The organism is Kitasatospora sp. NPDC001159 (genome assembly GCF_053598235.1).
The window spans coordinates 14,357-30,815 of sequence record NZ_JBSFJV010000008.1 but is presented as its reverse complement, the minus strand read 5'-3'; the positions used below and the strand labels follow the sequence as shown (position 1 = coordinate 30,815).

Below are 16,459 nucleotides of genomic sequence, written 5' to 3'. Positions count from 1 at the left end.
GCTGAGCGGGGTTCAGTTCCCGCTGACAGGGTTTCAGTGTAGTGATTGACTAGTGTTCTACTAGACCATAACAATTCAGGGGCAGGCCTCAACGATGCGAGGAGATGCCCCGTGATCGACTTCCATGTGGACCGGGCGGACAGCCTCCCGGCCTACGCGCAGCTCGTACGACAGGTGCGGGAGGCGCTCAGGCTGGGAGTACTGAAGCCCGGGGACCGCCTCCCGGCCGTGCGGGACGTCGTCGTCTCGTGCACGGTCAACGCCAACACCGTGCTCAAGGCCTACAAGGAACTGGAGCACGCCGGCTTGGTCGAGGCCCGCCAGGGCTCCGGCACCTTCGTCACCGGCTCGCTCGGCGCCGTCGAACCGCACGACATGGCGCGGCTGCGCACCGGGCTCGCCCGTTGGGTCGCCGAGGCCCGCCGGGCGGGGCTGGAGGACGAGGACGTCAAGGCTCTGGTCACCGCCGTGCTCACTGCGGAGCAGGCCGCCGCCGAGCGGGCCGGCTGGCACGGGGTGCAGGCGTGATCGCCGTCGAACCGGCCCTGACGGTGCGCGGGCTGACCAAGAGGTACCGGGGCGTCACTGCCCTGGACGACTGCACCTTCACCCTCCCGGCCGGCGGGGTGATCGCCCTGGTCGGCGCCAACGGCGCCGGGAAGTCGACCCTGATGAGCATCGTCAGCGGCATGCTCAAGCCCACGGCCGGGGAGTACACGGTCGGCGGCCGGGTCGTCCTGCTCGCCCAGGACAAGCCGCTCTACCGCGACTTCAGCGTCGCCGACATGCTGAACTTCGGCCGGCACACCAACCGGGTGTGGGACCAGCCGCGCGCGCTCGCCTGGCTGGAGCGCTTCGGCATCCCGCTCGACCGGCGCTGCGGCAAGCTCTCCGGCGGGCAGCAGGCCCAGGTGGCGCTGTCCGTCGCGCTCGGCTCCTGCCCCTCGCTGCTCCTGCTGGACGAGCCGCTGGCCAACCTCGACCCGGTCGCCCGCAAGGCCGTCACCGGCGAACTGCTCGGCGAGGTCGCCGAGACCGGGATGACCGTACTGCTCTCCACCCACGTGGTGGCCGAACTCGCCGGGGTGGGTGACCACTTGCTCCTGCTCTCGCACGGCCGCAACATCCTCGACGGCGACACCGAGGACCTCCTCGCCCAACACCTGCGGCTGACCGGCCCGCGGGCCGAACGGCCGCCGGTCGAGGGGGAGATCGTGCACGAGACCCACACCGCCCGGCAGTCCACCTTCACGGTGCGCACTCTGCTCGGTGCGGCGACCCCGCTGGAGGCCCCCGGCTGGACCGGCCACCCCGTCACCCTGGAGGACATCGTGCTCGCGTACCTCAAGACCTCGCTCGGGGCGACCGGACGATGAGCGCCCCGACCACCACCCCGCCGCCCGCCGCCGCGACCCGGCCCGCCCTCGCCGCCCGCGACAACCTGTGGCGCGGCATCCTCTGGCTCGCCTGGCGCCAGCACCGCACGGTGCTGATCGGCGCCGCCGTCATGACGGCCGTCATGCTGACCTGGATGGCCGTCAACGCCTCCGACCTGCAGAGCGCGATCGACCTGTGCAACGGGCCGGACTGCGCCAAGGCCGTCGCCGACGAGCGGCTCGCCCGGATCAAGGACGGAGCCGACATCGCCGGCTACCAGCTGAACCTGGTGGTCTTCCTGCCCGCGATGCTCGGCATGTTCATCGGGGCGCCGCTGCTGTCCCGGGAGTACGAACAGCGCACGCTGATGCTGGCCTGGTCCCAGGACATCACCCCGATGCGCTGGCTGTTCGGCAAGCTCGCCGTGATCGGCACCGTCATCGGGGGGCTGGCCGCCGCGCTCGCCGCCGAGTGCCTGCACGTCGCACAGCTGGTCCACCTCGCGGACCGGCGCAGCCTGTTCGAGGGGACGCTGTTCCAAGCCGGCGGCTGGATGCCGCTCACGCTCGGCCTCGCCTGGGGGATGTTCGGCGTGGCGGTGGGCGCGGTGCTGCGGCGGGTGCTGCCCTCGCTGGTCGTGGTGCTCGGCGCCTTCGCCGGGCGCACCGCGCTGATGGAGCAGTTGCGGCCGCACCTGATGGACCCGGTGACGCGGACCATCCCGCTGGGACCGGACCGGGGCGCGGGCGGCGACCCGTTCGGCCCGGTGCCCAACGAGCTTGTGCTGGACGGCGGAAAAGCGCCCTTCGTGGACGCGGCCGGGCAGGTCCACCCGTACGGTGAGGTGATGTCGCAGGCCTGCGGCAGCATCCCGGACGGGCGGGGGGACGCCTTCTTTTCCTGCCTGAAGCAACACGGGTTCGTCGGCATGCAGCAGAGCCTGCAGCCGCAGGGGCGGCTGGGGACCTTCCACCTGATCGAGAACGGGGTCAACCTGACGCTGTTCGTGGTGTCGCTGGCGGTCACCTGGTGGCTGGTACGGCGGGGGCGGGCCGCGGCGTAGTCGGGGGCCTCCGGGGGGCGGCGGATCCGGTCAGGGTCTGAGGCGTCAGCCGGTGATGCCCGCGGCGCGCAGGCGGCGTTCGACCTGTGCCCACTCGGGGGTGACCGGGGCGGTCGGGTGGGTGCCCACGGCCTTGTCCTTGAAGCCGCTGGAGGTGGACACGCAGACCACCGGGCCGTCGCCCAGGTCCTCCTCGCCGAGGCTGCGCAGTCCGGCCAGGCCGGCGGCCGAGGACAGCTCGGCCCACAGGCCGGCGCGGGCCAGTTCGCGCTGGGCGTCGACGAGTTGGCGGTCGTCCACGGTCAGCGCCCGGCCACCGCTCGCACGCACCGCGACCACGCCCCGGTAGCCGCTGACCGGGGAGGCGATCGAGTACGCGTCGCTCGGCCCTACCGTCACGTGGGTGGCCGGGACACCCTGGGCGAGCGCCCGGTGCAGCGGGCCGGAGGCCGCGGACTCGCAGGAGAAGACGCGCGGCACCCGGTCGGCCAGCCCGAGGCGGTGCAGCTCGGCGAAGCCCTTCCAGACGCCGAACAGCAGCTCGCCGTACCCGGTCGGCACGAACACCGCGCTCGGCACGCCCACGTCCTGGAAGATCTCGTACGCCACCGTCTTGTAGCCCTCGGGGCCGTACGCGTGACCGGTGTGGGTGGTGGTCAGGTTGCTGACCGGGTGCAGGCTGAAGCGCTCGACCACCTGACGCAGCAGCGGCCAGCGCGCCTCCCACGGCACCGGCAGCACCACGGCGCCGTAGGCGTTGAGGAAGGCGTCCACGGCGGGCGGCACGTCGGGGCCGGTGAAGACGACGCAGGGCAGTCCGGCGCGGGCGGCGTAGGCGGCCGCCGAGGCGCCGTGGTTGCCGGAGGACGCTACCGCGATGCCGGGCGCGCCGACAGCGACGGCGGCGCTGGTGGTGCAGCGGTTCAGCCGGTCCTTGTGGCTCCAGGTGGGGTTGCGGGACTCGTCCTTGAGGTAGACGCCCGGCTGGATCTCCACCAGCGGGGTGGCGCCCTCGCCGAGGCCCGGCGCGAGCAGCGGCGGCAGCAGCGGCGACCAGCGCTCCAGGCCGCCACGGGCCTTGACGGGGGCGAACAGGCTTGCCGGGTCGAGCTTGTCGTAGGCGTAGTCGACCTCGACCGGGTAGGAGACGTCCGCCGTGCTGGTCTGCGGGCAGCCCGCGGTGAGCGGGGGCCGGAGCGGGTAGTCGAGGTCGGGGTTGCCGAGTGAGCGCTGAACGGTTGCGAGGGAGTCGCCTGCTGTCATGTAAGTACCCTAGCTAAGTTTTGAGTGCTACAGGGGGAGTTTCCGACTGCTGGGCGGCGGGGCACACTCACCCGGACATTGACGGCGGGGCAGGAGCTGGAGGGCGCGGTGGACGGCGGTGTGCGGGCGATGGTCGACGCGGTGGACGAGGCGCGGCGGCAGTTGCGGGAGAACGCGTTGCCGAAGGCGCGGGAGCGCGGGCGGGACAAGGTCCCGGCGGCGGACGAGCCGGTGATGCTGGGCGCGCTCGCCGATCTGGTGGAGGTCGCGGCGGAGCTGGCGGAGGCCCTCTCCGACCGGATGGCCACGCATGAGAGCCCGCCGTTCTACAACGGGGCGGGCCACCGGCTCAGGGATCAGGCCCGCTATCTGCGGGAGGCCGAGCAGAAGGTCGCCAAGCGGCTGGGCTGAGCGCGCGACGGCCGCCGGCGTCCTCCAGGGGCGCCGACGGCCGTTTCGCCGCCTCAGCGGTGGCTGGCGAACTGCACCACCTGCTGGTACGTCGGCCGGTTCTGCCAAGTGGTCTTGTCGTCCGTCACCCCGCCCAGCGGCCGCTGGATGATGGTGTCGGCGCACCACTGGTCGCCCGCCGAGCAGTCCGCGTCGCCCGGGTAGACCTGGGAGGAGGTCTGGGTGGCGGCCTGCTTGAGGGTGTTCAGCAGTGTGTCCCGGCAGGACGCCAGGTCGCCCCCACCGCAGAACGGACGGGCCAGCGGTCCGGCCACCGGGTCGCCGAGGGTGGACCGCAGGTCCTTGTCCAGGTAGCTCCACCAGCCGTACTGGAAGGCCGAACCCTTGTGCGGAATCGACTCGTTGGCGCTCGCCGGGCCGCCGGCCGTGGCGCCGGTCTGCCCGCCGGAGGGCGACTCGTTGATCTGCAGTGCGCCGGTCAGCGCGGTGAACAGCTGGTCGCCGAGCCCGGGCCGCATGACGCCGTCGGCGACCAGTGGCCACCAGGCGTCCATCACCCGGATCGCGTCCGCGTCCGCGTAGTTGTGGCTGCCGGGTGAAGTCTCCTTCCGTTGCCCGCCGTTGGCGAGCCAGGCCTCCAGCTGCTGCAGCGCGGTGAGGGTGGCCGGGTCGGTGACCGGCCCGCTGCGCAGGACCCGGATCAGGTCGGGCAGGACGTCCTCGGCCCGCAGGTCAGCGAGGGCGGCGCTCTCCATGGCCTGGGTGAGTGAGACCCGGCCGGCCTTGCCGCCGTTGCCGAGCAGGGCCTTGACCCGGTCGTCGAGCAGGTTGCCGCGGTGCACCGAGCCGTTGCCGAAGCCGGCGGCGGTGTAGCCGTCGGCCTGCTTGTTGTTCCAGGAGATGTAGTAGTCCTGGTTGACGGACTGCGGGTGCTCGGTCGGCGGGGTGTACCGGGCGGTGTTGGTGGCAGGGTCGAAGTCGGCCCACTCGTACGCGGGTTGGGCGAGGACCGGCAGGCCGGCGTCGACGCCGGGGGCGCGCACCGGGTTGCTGCCGGAGTTGTAGTACGCGATGTCGCGGGAGTCGGCGTAGAACCAGTTGAAGGTGTAGTTGATGTCCTGCGCCGCCTGCTGGAAGCTCGGTGCGTCGTGCACCGCGCCGGGGTCGTTCAACTCCTGGAAGCCAATGATGGAATCGGCCTCGTGCCGGTAGGTGGAGCGCAGCGAGGTGAACGCGACGGGTGCGCCGCCGACGGTGCCCCGGGCGGTCACCAGGCCGTAGTTGGAGCGGTACATCACCAGGGTGTAGGAGCCGGCCGGGGTGGAGTCGGCGGTGGTCGGGCTCCACGCGTTCTTGCGTTCCAGCCGGTCGAAGGGCAGGCACTGGCCGTGCCAGAGGTAGGAGTTGGCCGCGGTGGTGACCGGCGAGCCGTCGGTGGTGCAGAGCGGGACGGCGTAGGTGTCGGTGATGTCCTGCCCGGCCGAGGTGGCGCTCCAGGCGTAGTCCTGGCCGCGGCCGAGCTGCACGTAGAAGCTCAGGCCGGCGAAGGCGGCGCCGCGTGCGCTGATCCCGGGGCCCTGGATCTCCTCCAGCATCAGCAACTGCGGGGCGAAGTAGCCGGTTTGCGGGCCGAAGACGGCGACCGGGTGGCCGTCGTCGGTATGTGCGCCGGAGACCAGCAGGGCGTTGGACATGCCGTGCTTGGCGGTGAGCAGGTTGCCGGGGAGGACGCCGTTCGCGGCGGTCGTCGCCGCCCCCGCCGAGCCGGTGGCGTCGTAGATCATCCGTTCGGGCACCACCGAGCCGGGGTCGGGCAGCGCCTGGCCCTGCGGCTGGTCGGGCACGGTGGCGTACGGGAAGCTCTGCCCGTCGTGCAGGGTCTGCACCGCCTCCGGGTCGTCGGCCTCGCGCAGCGACTTCCAGACCGCGTCCCCGGCGTCCTTGCCGTAGCGGGCCTCGGCGGCCGACCTGACCTGGGCGGAGGCGAGTTCGTTGCCGCCGCCCGCACCGAACAGCGCACCGACCACGGAGGCCAGGGCGACCAGGTCGGTCAGCTTGAACGGCTCGATCGAACCGGCGTTGGTGATCGGGTCGACGTGCCCGGTGAGGTCGTACTCGCCGGGGAAGGTACGGCCGTTGTACGCCTGCGTGACGTACTGGTTGACCCCGTCGAGGTAGGCGTTGGCGTCGGCGAGCGCCTGGGCGGCCCGGCCGCCGCGGGCGGCGAGGGCGTCGATCTGCTCCTGCAACTCGGCCTCGGTGTACGGCGCGGCCTGCCAGAAGCTCTGCTCCAGCTGGCGGTTGGCGGCCGCGCCGCCCGCGAAACCGGACAGCTGGCCGCGGCCGACGTGCCGGAACAGGTCCATCACCCAGAGCCGGTCCTGCGCGGCGGCGTAGCCGGCGCCGAACTCGGTGCCGTAGCGGGTGGTGCCGGTGATGTGCGGGACGCCGGTGGCCTTGTCGCGCACGATGGTGACGTCCGGGCGCGGGGCGGTGGTGCTGGCCACCTGGTCGGCCGGGACGCCGAAGGAGGCGTCGTTGAAGAAGCTGCGCAGCCCGGCCTCGGTGAGCCCGGGATAGCCGGAGGCGAGGGCGGCGTAGGGGCCGAGCTGGTCGTCGGTGTGCGCGGGGCGGCTGCCGAACATCCGGTTGAGCAGGATCTCGGCGAGGGTGGCGTTGCCGTTCTCGCCGGGAGGGAGGACGTCGGTGCAGTGGCCGCCGCAGTAGTCGGCGGCGGCCGTGGTGGTGTTGGTGGGGACCGCGGTGGCGGTGGTGGGGGTGGTGAGGGCTGCGGTGACGAGCAGGGCCGACGCGAGGGCGGCGGCCGGGAAGCGGAGGCGGTGGGGGCGTGGGCGTGGGCGCAAGGCTAGCTCCTCCGTCGAAGCCACGGGGAGTCGACGGTAGGGGTGCTACTGGACGGTTGGCTAGTGGCGTGCATGTCATTTCGCGGTTGTTGCGGCGGAGTTGACGGTCCGCGGGGACACGGGTCGGCTGGTTGTCAGTGTCGTCGGCTATGGTCGCTCGCGTCGGTGGGAGATCGTCCGTCAGATCGGCGGGGGAGGAGGGTGCGCGGTGGTGGAGGCAGACGTGGAGGTCGCGGGGCTCAAGGAGTCGCCGGACGGGCTGACCCATGGGCGCAGCCGGGAACTGCTCGCCGCCGGGGAGCTGTGCTGGTCCTACGCGCACCTGGACCTGCGGGACTCGGGCGCCGATGCGCTTGAGTCCGCGTCGACTTGGTGGGAGGGGCGCGCCGTCCAGGGGGCCGAGGGCCTGTACGTGCTGGGCGAGGCGCGCTACGAGACCTGGTCGATCCGCGGGCCGGTCGCGGTGCTGCTGGACGGCGCCAGCGGCGAGGTGTACCTGGCCCGCCCGGACGACGACGGCGTGCTCCAGCGCGACTTGCTGGCCAGCAGCCCGGACACCCTGATCGCCCTGGTGGCGGCGATCGAGGCCGTCACCTCGGCCGCGGCCGGCGAGTACGACCTCGACGAGGGGGGCGCGGAGCCGCCGCGCCGTCCGGCCACGGTCACGGAGGTGGTGCGGGTCGTCCGGGAGGAGTTGCGCGAGGCCGATCCGGAGCTGTTCCGGCGGACGGACGGTCAGCCCGCGCACTGGGAGACGGCGCTGCGGATCCGGGCCCTCGGCTGGGGTGCCGAGAGCGGCGAGGACGGTGCTCTGGCGTACGAGATCGATCCGTCTCTGGTCGAGGACCTCGCGACGATCGAGGGCGAGGGCGTGGTCCGGCGCTTCGCCGAGGACGAGCTGCCCGAGCGGCTCACGCATGCCCCGACGCGGCACCTGCTCACCGAGATCGGACTGCCCGTCTCCGGCCGGTGCCTGCTCGACGTCGATGCCGAGGGCCCGCTGGGCACGCTGGCGGAGGGCTCCCCGGAGAACTACGAGCCGGACGAGGACGGCGATATGTCCAGCCGCCCGTACCAGGGGGAGTTCCTGGTGGTCGGTGGGTGGATGTACGACTTCGTGGTCGCGCTCGACGGCGCCACCGGGCAGGTCGAACTGCCGGACTGGTGGGACGACGACGATCCGGCGGCGTACCTGCACCGCGATCTGTCCGCGCTGCTGTACGTGCTCTGGACCTTCGAGCACCTGCGCGCGCAGCGGCGCGAGGCGGAGCGTCCGCAGACGTCGGGGTCGTGGTCGGTGTTCGACCCGTGCGAACTGCTGGACGGCGCGGCGGAGGAGACCCTTCGGGCCCTGGACCCGGAGGCCTTCGCGAGCGATCGCCACTTCTGGCCGATACGGGTGGATGACGGGCACATGGGCAGCTTGCTGGAATAGCGGACGGTCAGAGCCATGACGGGCCACGCGCGGGAGGGCGGCAGCGCCGTGACCGAACTGCTTCAGGTGCTGTCGTGCATCGGGCCGACCTGCGGGGATACTGTCGATTGGAGTGCGGCAGAGCGGGTCCAGGGCCACTTCTTCCCCGCCGACTACCGAGCCCTCGCCGCAGCCTTCGGCAGCGGCTCGATCGAGCAGCTGGTTGGCACCCGCATCCCCGCCGTCAGTTCGGGCGAGCTACCAGGGAACACGGTGTCAGGGATCTCCGAGGAGCACTCGCGGACGAGAAGGTGAACCGGTGGAGCCCTGCGGAGGGGCGCTGCCGGGCTGTCAGTCCGGCAGGTGCAGCGCCGTGTCGGCCGGGCCCTGGGTGAGGCGGGTGAAGCGGACCTGGAGGCTGTCGCGTTCGGGGGAGCAGCAGAACGGGCCGGCGGTCGCGGGGGCGTCGGGGGCGAGGGGCGCGAGGCGGACCAGGCGCCAGGGGCCGTCCTCGCAGCGGGCGCGGATGGTGACGGCGTCGCCGGTGCGGCTGGCGCGGACGGTGACGGGGCGGCCGTGCCAGTCGGGGACGGGGGCGAGGGACCAGTCGGAGAGGCCGTGGGTGACGACCGCGCCGAGGTGGGGGAGGCCGTCGCTCATCTCGACTCCGGCCTTGATCCACGTCCGGGGGTCGACCCGGATCAGCAGGCCGGCCTGGTCGTAGAGGGCGGCGAAGTCGGCGATGAAGGTGACTTCGGTGGCGCTGCCCGGCGGGAAGTCGGTGAGCAGCGCGTGGCCGTCGTCGCGGACGAAGCCGTAGCTGGTGGTGCGCCAGAAGTCGCTGCGGCCACGGGCGGTGACCAGGAGGTCGGTGCCGTCGGTGTGAGTGCGCTCGGGCGGGTTGAGCCAGCTGCCCTCGTGCCAGGGGATGTCGCGGGGCGGGTGCATCGGGCCGTCCTTCCACCGATCGCTGCAAGTTTCGGAAAGAACATCCAAGCACTCGCCCCGCGGCCGGGGGAGGGGAGGGGTGGGGTGGGTCAGGGCGTGAGCACCAGCCGGATCGGGGTGCTCTCCTTGCGCTCCGAGGCCTCGACGGGCCTGAAGCGGCGGCTACCCGGTGGTGGGGCCGTCGTGGTCGGACTGGCTGACTGCCGCCAACAGGTGGGCCACCAGGGGGTTCCGGTCGTGCCGGCGCCAGGTGACGGCCATCCGGGTGCGGGCGGTGCCGGGCTCGATCCGGCGGAAGGCGACGCCCTTGAGCCGGATGCGGCGGATGCCCGCCGGGGCGAGCGAGACGCCGAGGCCGGCTGGCCGGTGCTGCGCCGCTGCTTCGGGGACGTCGGCCGGACGCCACGATGATGGTGTTCGGTCTGGCAGACCCTCGGATGAGGATCGAGATCGAGGTGTACGCGCGGCGGGCCGCCTGACAGCAGGCCACCGCTCTCCGCCACGGGCCCGGCGGGGGTCCGCAACGGGCCCGGATCGAGGTCGGCGTCGGATCCGGGCCCGCAGTCGTCGATGAAGCGTCAGGCTCGGTTCGCCAGACGGGCGGTGAGGGCCTCGGTGTCCGGGAGGAACCAGATGTGGCTGGCAGCGTTGGACTCGTGGACCAGCGAGCGCAGTGCCGAACTGGCCTCCAGGTGACGGGAGATGTCGCCGGTGACGGCCAGCCGGACGTGGTAGTTGACGAACTTCTGCATGACCTCGCCGGCGAAACCGGTGCTCAGGGCGAAGAACTTGTCGTCCAGCCGGTCGGCGGGGACCGCGACGATCTCGGCGCCGACGTAGGCCGCGCCGATGAGATCCAGTGCATCCTGCACGGTGGTGATCGCGGGCCCGGCGGGGTCGCACACGAGCACCTTCACCCCGCTCAGTTCCTGCACTGTGTCTGCCATGGCGGTCTCCTGCCGATCGGGCGTGATGATCCGGTGTGATCATCCGTGGACGAGCCTCAATCTAGGGGAGGAGGCCCGGCGCCCGGAATCGATTTACCGCTCACTGCCGCTGTCGTCGGGCCCGGCTGCGGCCGGTGGGCGGCGCAATGCGCACCCGCTGGGTGGCAGGCGCCTTCTCGATGTCCTCCAACTGGTCGAGGATGGTGGCGCGCAGGTCCTCGTCGTTCTCGAAGCAGTGGTCGTTGAACAGGGTGTAGCCCGTCCACATCAGGTTGGCGCACACCCGGGCCGGGACCCGGCCGGTCTGGGCGCACATGCCGACCAGCGCCACCGAGCGGATGCTGCCCGGCGCCAGCAGGTTCTGCCGGTGCACGGCCTGGAAGGCGGCGGCACAGGCGAGCGCCACGTTCAGCGTCTCGCTCACGTTCTGCGAGGACGTCTGCATCGTGGGCGCCGAGATCAGGAACTTCGGGTTGACCGCCCCGGAGGGCACGCAGACCGCGCTGCCGATCGGCAGCGTGCCCGCGTACCTGCTGCGTATCGCCCGCTGCACCTTGAGCTGGATGCCCGCCCCCAGGTGCCGCTTGATGGCCGCGTCCGTCCCGCCGTCCATCCGGCCGCGGGAGTTGGTCGGGCTGACCCAGGCGTCGACCTCCTCGGTGAGGATCGAGCCGTGCCGGATCTCGATTCCTGGGGTGTCGGCGAAGGCCGCCCGCCACGACTCGACCACCGTCGCGTTGAGGTCCGTCAGCACCACCTTGAGCGGGGACTGCGCGCGGTCCGTCGTCATGCTGCAACTCCTGTCGTTCGTCGAGCTGTTTCCCGCTGTCGACGACGACGCTAGCGCGCACCGCTGACAATTCGGCCGTCCCGGCCGACCGGCCGTCGAGGGGTCGGAACTGTCAGTCCTGCCTGGTAGGACTGTGCTGTCCGCCGGGAAAGCTGACGGACACTCAGTCGAACTCCACCCTGCCCTTCGCACGGCCCGACCCTGCCGGAGTCCCACCACCATGAGCGCTGCCAACACCCCCGCTCCCGCCACCCAGCCCGACCCGAACGACCCGCTGGCCCTCGCGGAGCTCTTCCAGGACGGCGGAGAGCCGTGGCTCCCACTGCTGAAGCCGGTCATCGAGGCGCAGCCCGAGGCCGCCTCGTTCATCGGCCCGGGCCGCAGTCCGGAGGTCGTGCCCGTCCGCGAGCTGACCTTCCAGGCGCTCAAACCGCAGGCCCCGCACAAGTGGAAGGTCGTGGTCTTTGGTCAGAACCCGTACCCGCGGCCGGAGAGCGCCACCGGCATCGCCATGTTCGACAACGCCTTCCACGACTGGAAGGACAGCCAGTTCGGCCGGGTGGTCAGCATCCGCTGCATCATCAAGGCCGCGGCGATGTGGAAGTACGGCATCCCCAAGAAGACGCCGATCGCCGACATACGGGCGCTGCTGAAGGAGCAGGAGACCGTCCAGCCGCCGGAGTGGTTCCAGGCGATGCTGACCCAGGGCGTGCTGCTGCTGAACGCGGCGCTCACCGCCAGCGCCGACGGCGCGATGGGCCCGGACCGGCACACCGGGTTCTGGCGACCGGTGGCCGCGCGGATCATCGAGGAGATCCTCCGGGCCAAGCAGCAGGCCGGCGAGGAGGACCGGGGCGTCGTCTTCGCTTGGTGGGGCGCGCACGCGCGCAGCCTGAAGAACGTCGTGCTGCGGCTGCAGAAGAAGTACCCCGAGGTCGAGGTCCGCCACATCGACCACGCCAACCCGGCCGCCCAGGGCGACATCTTCTGCGACGGTGACCACTTCGCCACCGTGAACGCCGCGCTCGCCTCGCTCGGCGCGGAGGAGATCGACTGGCTCCCCAGCGCGGGCTGGAACGCCGACGCGGCGCAGCACGGCGGTGCCGACGGCGGCGTCGCCGAGCGGATGGGCGCGTTCATCGCCTCCACCATGGAGCTGCACCAGCTGTACCTGGAACGACTCGCCAGCGTCAAGGACGAGGGCCTCGAACTCCCGGCGATCAGCGGGGTGTTCGACACGCCGATGATGGACTTCCGGGACGCGGTGGCTCCGGTGGCCGCGCTGCTCCGGGGCTTGGACCGGCACGTCGCACTGTCGCACGACTTCGGCAAGCGGCGCGCGGACGAGGGGGCGTCCGGCCTGTCCGCCGACGCGATCGCCGCGCTCTACCTCTACACCTGCGAGTCCGCGTTCTACCGGGAGATCAACGCGGTGCTGCGCTCGCCGGACCGCGGCCGGCTGGTGCCGTACCTGCCGTACCTGCGGCTGCTGTTCGCGGCGGTCTCGCAGCTGCCGACGCGCACCGAGCCGCTCTGGCGCGGGGTCTCGCTGGACCTGCGCAAGCAGTACCCGCTCGGCCGGACGGTGACGTGGTGGGGCGTGTCCTCCTGCACCTCCAAGCTCGGGGTGGCCCAGTCCTTCCTGGGCAGCCGGGGCAAGCGGACGCTGTTCGAGGTGCGCCCGCGGCGGGCGGCGGGCATCCAGCGGTTCTCGGCGTTCACGGGGGAGGAGGAGTTCATCCTGCTGCCGGGCACCCAGCTGGAGGTCACGGACGTGCAGACCCAGCGCGGCGGGTTGTGCACCGTGACGTTGACCGAGCTCGCGGAGGAGCCGCTGGTGTCCTGAGTCGATGTCCTCGATGTCCTGAGTCGAGCGCCGCCCACTGCCATCTGACCTGGTTAGGATCTTTACTTGGTTAAGTTATGATGGCTCCTCCGAACGGTAGCCGAGCCGACCACGGGGGAAGCGATGACGTCCAAAACCATGGGACTCGACGGAGAGTTGGCGCGCGAGCGGGCCTACGTCGAGGTCTGCCGGGCGGCGATGGCCCGGCAGGTGGCGGACGCCGGCCACCAGGTCGTCGCCGGAGAGGACGTCTCGGGCGACGGCGCGAGCGCCGAGGCACTCGGCCGCTACCTGCGGACCCGCGCGAAGCGGATGCGGGAGCTGCCGGACAGCCCGTCCTTCTTCGGCTGCCTCGACTTCGACGACGCTCCCGGGACCGGGGACCACCGCGGGCAGCGCTACTACGTGGGTCGCCGGCGCATCTCCGAGGACCCGACCGTGCCGCCGTTGGTGGTCGACTGGCGGGCCCCGGTCTCCCGGGTGTTCTACCGGGCGAGCGCCCACGAGCCGCTCGGGCTCGCGCGCCGCCGCCGGTTCGGCTGGGTACCGGGGAGCCCGGGCGCGCCGGAGGACCTGACCGGCCTGGAGGACGAGAACCTCGACCGTGCCGAGGACGAGAACCTCGACCGTGCCGAGGGCGAGCACCTCGACCGCGCCGAGGAGGGCGGGCCCAGCGGCATCCTGGCCGCCGAGATCGAGCGCCCCCGCACCGGGCCGATGCGCGACATCGTCGCGACCATCCAGCCCGAGCAGGACGAACTGGTCCGCGGCGAGCTCAGCGAGTCCGTCTGCGTCCAGGGCGCCCCCGGCAGCGGCAAGACCGCCGTCGGCCTGCACCGCGCCGCCTACCTGCTGTACAGCTTCCCGCAGCGGATCCAGCGCAGCGGCCTGCTGGTCATCGGCCCCAACCGGACCTTCCTGCGCTACATCGCCGAGGTGCTCCCCGCGCTCGGTGAGCTGGACGTCTCCCAGCACACCGTGGAGGACCTGGTCGCCGCTGGCCGCACGGTCTCCGCGGTGGACGGCGAACGGGCCGCCACGATCAAGCAGGACGCGCGGATGGCCGAGGTGCTGCGCCGGGCGCTGTACGGCCGGATCCGCGCCTCAGGCTCCGAACCGCTGGTCGTCCCGGACGGCTCCTACCGCTGGCGGGTGCCCGCGGAGAAGCTCGACCGGACGGTCGCCGAGATCCGCGAACAGGCGCCGCCGTACGCCGCAGGCCGGGAGAACGTCCGCACCCGGGTGATGGAGCTGATCCGGGACCAGGCCGAGCGGCGCTCCGGCGTCCAGAACGCCGCCTGGCAGCGCAGGGTCGGCCGCTGCAGGCCGGTCGCGGCCTTCCTGGAGACCGCCTGGCCCGCGCTGCGCCCCGAGGCCGTGGTGGCCGCTCTGCTCGGCGACCCCGCCGTGCTGGCCGCGGCGGCCGACGGACTGCTCTCGCCCGAGGAACAGGCGGCGATCCTGTGGCAGAAGCCGCCGCGCTCGGAACGGAGCGCCAAGTGGTCCGAGCACGACCTCGTCCTCCTCGACGAGGTGGCCGGCCTGATCGAGCGCCCGGCGAGCTTCGGCCACGTGGTGGTGGACGAGGCCCAGGACCTCTCCCCGATGCAGTGCCGGGCGATCGGCCGCCGCAGCACCTTCGGCTCCCTCACCGTCCTCGGCGACCTCGCCCAGGCCACCGCCCCCTGGTCGGCCCGAAGTTGGACCGAGCAGCTGGCCCATCTCGGCAAACCGCAGGCCACCCTGGTGCCGCTGACCACCGGCTTCCGGGTCCCCGCCGCCGTGATGACGCTCGCCAACCGGCTGCTCGGCGCGCTCGACGTCGACGTGCCGCCGGCGGTGTCGCTGCGCCGGGACGGCGAAGTGGCGATCCGGGCGGTGGACGCCCTGGACGAGGCGGTGGCGGTCGCGGCGCGAGCCGCGCTGGAACGGGAGGGCTCGATCGCGGTGATCGCCGCCGACGGCGCGACGGCGCGGGTCGCCGCCGCGCTGGGAACCGCCGGGATCCCGAGCGTCTCCGCCGAGGAGGCCGGCGGCACGGCCCGGGTGACGGTGCTTCCGGCCTCGCTGGCCAAGGGACTCGAGTACGACCACGTGATCGTCCTGGAACCGGCCGCCATCGCCGAGGCCGAGCCGCGCGGACTGCACCGGCTCTACGTGGTGCTGACCCGGGCGGTGTCCCGGTTGGACATCCTGCACTCCCGTCCGCTTCCGGCGCAGCTGACCGCAGGGTGAACCGGTATCCCGGCCGGCCCGGACCCGGTCGTCGCCTCCGGACCGCCGGTGGATCCGGCGGAGGCGACGACCGGGTGAGGTGGGCGGCGGGTCAGAGCACCCGGCGCAGCCAGCCGTGCCTGTCCTCCGCGCGCCCGTACTGGATGTCCAGGAGGTGTTCGCGGATGGCGAGGGTCTGCTTTCCGGGGGCGCCGGTGCCGATGGTGAACTCGTAGCCCTGGCCCTTGAACGCCGTGATCGGGGTGATCACGGCGGCGGTGCCGGTGGCGAAGACCTCGGTGACCGTGCCGTCGACGGCGCCGGAGCGCAACTCCGCGAGGGTGATGGCGCGTTCCACCGGGGTGAGGCCGAACTCGGCGGCCAGGGCGAGGACCGAGTCGCGGGTCACGCCCTCCAGGATGGTGCCGAGCCCGGGGGTGACCAGCTCGCCGTCGGAGGTGACCAGGCAGAGGTTCATCGTGCCGGACTCCTCCAGGTCGCCTTCGCCGCCGGTGTCGTCCAGGAACAGCACCTGGTCGCAGCCGTGCTGCCTGGCCTCCATCTGGGCGGCCAGGCTGGAGGCGTAGTTGCCGCCGCACTTGGCCGCGCCGGTGCCGCCCCGGCCCGCGCGGGTGTACTGGCCGCTGACCCACAGGGTGATGCCGGTGACGCCGGAGGGGAAGTACGGCCCGGCCGGGAAGGCGATGACCGAGTAGGTGACGTGGTCGGCCGGCCGGACACCGAGGAAGGCCTCCGAGGCGAACATGAACGGCCGCAGGTAGAGGCTGCCCTCGCCGTCGGCGGCCGGAACCCAGGCCTCGTCCGCGCGCACCAGCTCCTCGACGCTGGTGAGGAAGTCCTGCTCGGACAGCTCGGGCAGGGCCAGCCGTCGTGCGGAGCTCGCGAAGCGGCGGGCGTTGACCTCCGGGCGGAACAGCCAGACGCTGCCGTCGGCGTGCCGGTAGGCCTTCAGCCCCTCGAAGATCTCCTGCGCATAGTGCAGCACGGCCGCGCTCGGGTGCAGCGCGAACGGCACCAGCGGCCCGACCTTGCGGTCGTGCCAGCCCTCGGCGGACGTCCAGGTGGCGGTGGCCATGTGGTCGGTGAAGTGCTTCCCGAAACCCGGCGCGGCGAGGACGTCGCGTCGCTCCGCCTCGGGGACGGGCTCGGTGGTCCGGAACAGCGGGAATGCGCCACTCATCGTCAACTCCTCAGCATCGAGGCAGGATCTGCTGCGGTAGCCCGGCAGACGGGCCGGGGATCGGCGCCGCACCCGGCATGCTAACGGTCGTTCGCAGACGCGGACCCGAACGGTCCGGTCA

The 16,459-nt window shown here is 72.3% G+C and carries 14 protein-coding genes and 1 pseudogene; 9 read left to right on the top strand and 6 right to left on the bottom strand.

The features are described 5' to 3' along the window. Window positions 1-111 precede the first annotated feature (111 nt). Genes ACWC9T_RS06530 through ACWC9T_RS06520 form a run of 3 tightly spaced genes read left to right on the top strand, consistent with a single transcriptional unit; the run spans window position 112 to window position 2,440 of the window. Entirely contained in the window at window positions 112-528 is a 417-nt protein-coding gene (locus ACWC9T_RS06530; protein ID WP_449819935.1) for a GntR family transcriptional regulator, read from the top strand. Next, entirely contained in the window at window positions 525-1,376 is an 852-nt protein-coding gene (locus ACWC9T_RS06525) for an ABC transporter ATP-binding protein (RefSeq protein WP_449819934.1), read from the top strand. Before ACWC9T_RS06530 ends, ACWC9T_RS06525 begins: the two co-directional genes overlap by 4 nt. Beyond that, the gene (locus tag ACWC9T_RS06520; RefSeq protein WP_449819933.1) at window positions 1,373-2,440 is read left to right on the top strand and encodes a hypothetical protein; all 1,068 of its coding nucleotides are present in this window, start codon (window positions 1,373-1,375) and stop codon (window positions 2,438-2,440) included. The genes ACWC9T_RS06525 and ACWC9T_RS06520 overlap by 4 nt, the downstream gene beginning before the upstream one ends. Before the next feature lie 45 nt (window positions 2,441-2,485). Here ACWC9T_RS06520 and ACWC9T_RS06515 read toward each other — a convergent pair whose 3' ends face one another. Continuing rightward, on the bottom strand, window positions 2,486-3,703 hold the full coding sequence (locus ACWC9T_RS06515) for a threonine synthase (RefSeq protein ID WP_449819932.1): 1,218 nt from the start codon (window positions 3,701-3,703) through the stop codon (window positions 2,486-2,488). A 78-nt stretch (window positions 3,704-3,781) separates the two neighbouring features. Between ACWC9T_RS06515 and ACWC9T_RS06510 the strand changes: the two genes are divergently transcribed. Continuing rightward, a complete protein-coding gene (locus ACWC9T_RS06510) occupies window positions 3,782-4,114 on the top strand; it encodes a hypothetical protein (protein WP_449819931.1) in 333 nt (110 codons plus the stop codon). Window positions 4,115-4,167: 53 nt separating this feature from the next. On the opposite strand, the gene ACWC9T_RS06505 is transcribed toward ACWC9T_RS06510, so the two are convergent. Then, complete coding sequence (locus ACWC9T_RS06505) at window positions 4,168-6,978, bottom strand: penicillin acylase family protein (RefSeq protein WP_449819930.1); 2,811 nt, start codon at window positions 6,976-6,978, stop codon at window positions 4,168-4,170. Between the two features lie 208 nt (window positions 6,979-7,186). Here ACWC9T_RS06505 and ACWC9T_RS06500 point away from each other — a divergent pair, with 208 nt between their 5' ends. Together ACWC9T_RS06500 and ACWC9T_RS06495 are read left to right on the top strand one after the other, a co-directional pair. After that, on the top strand, window positions 7,187-8,413 hold the full coding sequence (locus ACWC9T_RS06500; RefSeq protein WP_449819929.1) for an SUKH-4 family immunity protein: 1,227 nt from the start codon (window positions 7,187-7,189) through the stop codon (window positions 8,411-8,413). Between the two features lie 15 nt (window positions 8,414-8,428). Then, entirely contained in the window at window positions 8,429-8,707 is a 279-nt protein-coding gene (locus ACWC9T_RS06495) for a hypothetical protein (RefSeq protein ID WP_449819928.1), read from the top strand. 36 nt (window positions 8,708-8,743) lie between these two features. On the opposite strand, the gene ACWC9T_RS06490 is transcribed toward ACWC9T_RS06495, so the two are convergent. Next, entirely contained in the window at window positions 8,744-9,340 is a 597-nt protein-coding gene (locus ACWC9T_RS06490) for a DUF1349 domain-containing protein (protein WP_449819927.1), read from the bottom strand. 345 nt (window positions 9,341-9,685) lie between these two features. On the opposite strand from ACWC9T_RS06490, the pseudogene ACWC9T_RS06485 reads away from it, so the two are divergent. Then, window positions 9,686-9,819, top strand: a pseudogene (locus tag ACWC9T_RS06485) (RidA family protein); the annotation flags it as partial. A 99-nt stretch (window positions 9,820-9,918) separates the two neighbouring features. On the opposite strand, the gene ACWC9T_RS06480 reads toward ACWC9T_RS06485, so the two are convergent. Both ACWC9T_RS06480 and ACWC9T_RS06475 read right to left on the bottom strand, forming a co-directional pair. Further along, entirely contained in the window at window positions 9,919-10,287 is a 369-nt protein-coding gene (locus ACWC9T_RS06480; RefSeq protein WP_449819926.1) for a DUF4180 domain-containing protein, read from the bottom strand. Window positions 10,288-10,387: 100 nt separating this feature from the next. Continuing rightward, window positions 10,388-11,077: a macro domain-containing protein gene (locus ACWC9T_RS06475; RefSeq protein ID WP_449819925.1), complete on the bottom strand. Its 690-nt coding sequence runs from the start codon at window positions 11,075-11,077 to the stop codon at window positions 10,388-10,390. A 220-nt stretch (window positions 11,078-11,297) separates the two neighbouring features. Between ACWC9T_RS06475 and ACWC9T_RS06470 the strand changes: the two genes are divergently transcribed. Then, on the top strand, window positions 11,298-12,923 hold the full coding sequence (locus ACWC9T_RS06470) for an ADP-ribosyltransferase domain-containing protein (protein WP_449819924.1): 1,626 nt from the start codon (window positions 11,298-11,300) through the stop codon (window positions 12,921-12,923). Window positions 12,924-13,046: 123 nt separating this feature from the next. Further along, complete coding sequence (locus ACWC9T_RS06465; protein ID WP_449819923.1) at window positions 13,047-15,158, top strand: HelD family protein; 2,112 nt, start codon at window positions 13,047-13,049, stop codon at window positions 15,156-15,158. A 91-nt stretch (window positions 15,159-15,249) separates the two neighbouring features. Here the strand turns inward: ACWC9T_RS06465 and ACWC9T_RS06460 are convergent, their stop codons facing one another. Further along, window positions 15,250-16,338 (bottom strand): branched-chain amino acid aminotransferase, encoded by a 1,089-nt coding sequence (locus tag ACWC9T_RS06460; protein ID WP_449819922.1) that lies wholly within the window; start codon window positions 16,336-16,338, stop codon window positions 15,250-15,252. Window positions 16,339-16,459: the final 121 nt, after the last annotated feature.

Coding starts and splice junctions, on each gene's coding strand:
- ACWC9T_RS06520 (WP_449819933.1), top strand. CDS start 1,373: ATGAGCGCCCCGACCACCACCCCGCCGCCCGCCGCCGCGACCCGGCCC.
- ACWC9T_RS06515 (WP_449819932.1), bottom strand. CDS start 3,703: ATGACAGCAGGCGACTCCCTCGCAACCGTTCAGCGCTCACTCGGCAAC.
- ACWC9T_RS06495 (WP_449819928.1), top strand. CDS start 8,429: ATGACGGGCCACGCGCGGGAGGGCGGCAGCGCCGTGACCGAACTGCTT.
- ACWC9T_RS06490 (WP_449819927.1), bottom strand. CDS start 9,340: ATGCACCCGCCCCGCGACATCCCCTGGCACGAGGGCAGCTGGCTCAAC.
- ACWC9T_RS06480 (WP_449819926.1), bottom strand. CDS start 10,287: ATGGCAGACACAGTGCAGGAACTGAGCGGGGTGAAGGTGCTCGTGTGC.
- ACWC9T_RS06475 (WP_449819925.1), bottom strand. CDS start 11,077: ATGACGACGGACCGCGCGCAGTCCCCGCTCAAGGTGGTGCTGACGGAC.
- ACWC9T_RS06470 (WP_449819924.1), top strand. CDS start 11,298: ATGAGCGCTGCCAACACCCCCGCTCCCGCCACCCAGCCCGACCCGAAC.
- ACWC9T_RS06465 (WP_449819923.1), top strand. CDS start 13,047: ATGACGTCCAAAACCATGGGACTCGACGGAGAGTTGGCGCGCGAGCGG.
- ACWC9T_RS06460 (WP_449819922.1), bottom strand. CDS start 16,338: ATGAGTGGCGCATTCCCGCTGTTCCGGACCACCGAGCCCGTCCCCGAG.